The organism is Glutamicibacter sp. FBE19 (genome assembly GCF_015524875.1).
Lineage (GTDB): Bacteria > Actinomycetota > Actinomycetes > Actinomycetales > Micrococcaceae > Glutamicibacter > Glutamicibacter halophytocola.
This window is the reverse complement of sequence record NZ_JACKQN010000020.1, coordinates 1-3901: the sequence shown is the minus strand read 5'-3', so window position 1 is coordinate 3901 and position 3901 is coordinate 1. Positions and strand designations below refer to the sequence as shown.

Annotated in this window: 4 protein-coding genes; 3 read left to right on the top strand and 1 reads right to left on the bottom strand. The window is 56.9% G+C overall.

The window, feature by feature from the left end; genetic code table 11:
• Positions 1–521: 521 nt before the first annotated feature.
• A complete protein-coding gene (locus H6F58_RS17845; RefSeq protein WP_195182261.1) occupies positions 522–722 on the top strand; it encodes a helix-turn-helix transcriptional regulator in 201 nt (66 codons plus the stop codon).
• The gene (locus tag H6F58_RS17840) at positions 719–1915 is read left to right on the top strand and encodes a HipA domain-containing protein (RefSeq protein WP_195182260.1); all 1197 of its coding nucleotides are present in this window, start codon (positions 719–721) and stop codon (positions 1913–1915) included. The genes H6F58_RS17845 and H6F58_RS17840 overlap by 4 nt, the downstream gene beginning before the upstream one ends.
• Before the next feature lie 18 nt (positions 1916–1933).
• On the opposite strand, the gene H6F58_RS17835 is transcribed toward H6F58_RS17840, so the two are convergent.
• A complete protein-coding gene (locus H6F58_RS17835) occupies positions 1934–2320 on the bottom strand; it encodes a MepB family protein (RefSeq protein ID WP_236995226.1) in 387 nt (128 codons plus the stop codon).
• An 841-nt stretch (positions 2321–3161) separates the two neighbouring features.
• Here H6F58_RS17835 and H6F58_RS18015 point away from each other — a divergent pair.
• Positions 3162–3422: a hypothetical protein gene (locus H6F58_RS18015; RefSeq protein WP_206693804.1), complete on the top strand. Its 261-nt coding sequence runs from the start codon at positions 3162–3164 to the stop codon at positions 3420–3422.
• Positions 3423–3901 lie beyond the last annotated feature (479 nt).

Below are 3901 nucleotides of genomic sequence, written 5' to 3'. Positions count from 1 at the left end.
ATAATATGTGGTTTGGGCCCTGACACAGTTTGTGTCAGGGCCCAAACCTGTTTAACCAGCAAACTGCTGGTTGGTTGGTGGGATGGGCGGCCGGTGTTGGTGGTTGGTGTTTTTGGTTGGTGGGGGTTCGGGTGGGTGCCTGGCACCCTTTTTTCTGTTTAACGGGCTTTGGATGCTGACCGGGGACCGCGGCGCCTTAGCGGAGAGCGACATGCCAGGCGCTGGAATGTGAGTCCAGTTCAGGCGGACCATCGTTCGGATCCCAGGCTCTCGAGTCGACTAAGTTGGGCAGGCGGCTTCTGGCAGATTACCGCGCCACTATGGTGGAGCACTACTCTTCTGCAGCGATTACTTTCCCCAGGGCAATAGATCGGCAAAGTTTTGCCTATCAGGTTGTCTGAGGCCCGATCATCTTCGCTAGTCCGGCATTCCGGTAACTTCTTGCCGAATTCTGTGCTGTAGTGAATGATTGGGAACAGAATGTTGCCAATCGGCGACATACTGCCGGAAAAGGATCATTCATGAATTCAGTGACGGAGCTCGGAGCAGAATTGCAACGCGCCAGAAAACAGAATGGCCTGACGCAGGAGCAGCTGGCTGAATTAGCCGGCATCGCCGAACGTACACTGCGCTCCATAGAGCGCGGAGCGGGGAACCCATCCATAGATGCCGTGTTCTCTGTAGCAAATGTTCTCGGCCTGCGAATTGTTGTGGCTCAATGAATCCACAACTCCAAGACCTCAAGCTTGTCACTCAGGCTGACGTGTACTGCAACGAAAGCCTGGCTGGCTATCTAACTAGGCAAGCAGATGGAAGCGTTGCCTTCACCTATGACGAGAACTATCTTGCAGGCGGCCGCTCGGCCATTGCTACATCTTTGCCTGTTTCCCGGGAGCCATACGTTGGCCCCGGGGGCGCCTTGCCGTCGTTCTTCTCGGGGCTATTACCCGAAGGCCATCGTCTTACTGTCCTCAAAGACGCAACTAAGACTAGCCTCTCCGACGAGCTGACTCTGTTGATGGCCGTTGGCTCTGATACCCCCGGCAACGTTCGCATTGTCCCGGCGGGGTCGGCACTGGAACAAGCTCCGGTGGTTGCCGAGTTCAGCAGCGCAGCTGACCTTGACTTCTCAGTTCTCGCACGGACCCTGGACCGCCACTCGATACCTGGTGTGCAAGACAAGATCAGCGCAACGATGCTGACGACTCCAGTGGAATTCAAGAACAGCGCATATCTGCTCAAGCTCGATCCTCGTGATCACCCGCATCTGGTGGTTAACGAGGCCCAGCACCTGAAGGCAGCAAAAGCGCTCAAGCTTCCGGTGGTTAGCAATCAGCTAGTTCTGGACTCGAAGGGGAGCCAGGGGCTCCTGGTCGAGAGATTCGATCGCAAAGCCGTCGGGAAAACAGACCATACGATCCGGTTGGCATTGGAAGATGCCATGCAGGTACTGAACCTTCCGCCGGCAAGCAAGTATGCCGTGGGAACGGAGCAAGTCATTGAGGCGTTAGCGCTACAGTGCCAAGCTCCGGTGCTCGCGAGACGCAATCTGTACATGCAGTTCGTTTTTGCCTGGCTAACCGGCAACGGCGATTTGCATGGAAAGAACGTTTCGATTCTGGCGGACGAGGATGGACGGTTTAGCGTTGCACCCATCTATGACATCCCCTGCACCTTGGTCTACGGCGATGTCACCATGGCGCTGACCGTCGCAGGAAAGGCAAAGAACTTGAAGAGGAGGCACTGGGACGAACTTGCCGGAGGGCTGGGGCTAACTGGCCGTGCTGCGCAGTCTGCCAACCAGTTAGCCCTGAAAGCGGCGATGGCCGTAGACCTTGGTGAACTTCCGTTTGATGGGTCGCCTCTGCGCGGTGCACAAAGGGAGCTGCGGTTTCGGCGCATGGAGATGGAGTAGACGTCCGAGCGCCCTGAGCTAGCCGGCTAGTAACGTGAACGCAGGCAGCTGACTTTCCTGGCTTTTCTTTGCTTGTCCCTTGAGCCCAGTGGTCCAAGAAGGATAGATGCGGAAACCACGCTTGCCCGGAGAGGACGTTGAGGCGAAGATGCCCAGGCGCTCGAGATGCTGTTGAGCGAAGCGAAAGACTCCGAAGTTTTTGCCTTCCTCGATGAAGACCAGGACCCCGTGGAGCCTTTCGTCGAATTCGTAGGGCGCAGTAGTCCCAGTATTGTCACGCTTCCATATGGCTACGAACCCACCTGACTTGGTGGGCGTGATCCGTGCGGTCCTGATGCGCCACAGCTGACCGTCAATCTCGGCGACCCCAGCTTGGTAGTCGCTCTGCTGCTCATCGGGAGTCACTCCACTGTGTGTATGGCCGGTAACGAGGCAATAGCGTTCTAACGCGGTGTACTTCAAAGCATCACTTCATTGGTGTAGGTACGTCCGTGGTGTAGCCATCCTCGCAGAGGGCGATGAGGCCATTGCCTACAATGATGCCAGCTTGCTGTTCGTTCCAGGTGCAGCTATTCAAGGCTAGCCGCAGTCCTATGTACTTACTATTGCGCTGGCGCGCTCGCTATATTCACAAGCCGATCTCGGAACGGAATTTGCGGGCCCCTTCTGCAGTGGGACGATCCGACAACGCAGTACTGGCTTTCAGGAATCGGACCCGGTCCTAAACCACGCGAGCAAATCAGGTTGGTGGCTCCAAGAGCCAATCGATCCGTGTCTTGCTTACCGTATTAGAGAAAGTGTTGGTTGCGCGCACCCAGGACGACACTTCCGGTAATCTCCATTGGATCCGAAGAGCACTATTGGATGGCGGAGCAAAAACGGGACTTTCCGAGCCCGGCTTACGGAGCCTGCGATGCAGCGTCAGCCGGCAGTGCCTGCTGGCATTGGGATTTTACGTGAAACTCGGACAACTTATCGTTGAAGCTGCTGCCTCCCTCATCAGCTTCCGGCATCATGCGGCACGGCACTAGACGCACCACCCCTTCATCCGGCCCGCGACAGCTTGGGCTTGCCGAACTCAGCCAAGCTGATCCCAACAATGCGGGGATTGCAGGGAAGGGCGAACACGCGATGGAAGCCGTGCCCACGTTGACCAACCAAGCGGGCAGTGCCGCAATTCAGCGGAAGTACATGCAGTTTCTGGTGGACAGGGGCGAGGGGATGAAGCCGCAAGGGAGCTGCCTATGTGGCGCTCCACAACCAGGGTTCGATGGAAGCGCTCATTGACGACATGTGGCGTTCTATGGGACGAGGCGCTCCACGTGCACGAGTAGTCCAGTTGGCCAACGCCCAGGCGCAATTCCAAACGGCTCATGCGTTCGCAGATGGTGGTTGCGGCTCCCCTCTCGTGTTGGTTACCCCGATGGTTCCGGCTACAGGAGCAGTTGAATCAGCGACCTCGCTGGCATCTGCCGGGTTATCCATGAACGCGGGTCGCTACTTCTAGGCATACGCTTCCGTGAGCCTCAGCGATGCAGCTCCGATTGTCGTGGAATCTACGGGGACCTCGATACGTGCCGCTTCCAGCAGGAGCGTTCGGATCGACCATCTAGCGAGAGCGATGCAAGCCGGCCGATGAGAGCTCAGGAGGTTCAGGCCGCAGTTGATGGCTTGGGGATTGATCGCTTCGTGTCTTGACCGGCTATGAGCGCGGACTTCTCTGCGAAGTTGTTGAGCGCTTACGGCACGGGCGCACTCAGGGCGTTGTAACAGGCTGAAGAGAGGGGAATCCTAGGAGAACAATTAGCGCAAGCGCATAAACGGATTTGGCGGGACGAGGGAATTCTAGATTCCTTGGACATTTACTGGCGCGGTTGCTTTGTAAGCTCCGAAACGGCCTATTTGGATTAAGTGTCCACGGTCACCGCCGAAAACCACCCACCCGATTTGCACCACCCCCAAAACCTGTGTATAGTTTTTCCTTGT

Coding starts and splice junctions, on each gene's coding strand:
- H6F58_RS17840 (WP_195182260.1), top strand. CDS start 719: ATGAATCCACAACTCCAAGACCTCAAGCTTGTCACTCAGGCTGACGTG.
- H6F58_RS17845 (WP_195182261.1), top strand. CDS start 522: ATGAATTCAGTGACGGAGCTCGGAGCAGAATTGCAACGCGCCAGAAAA.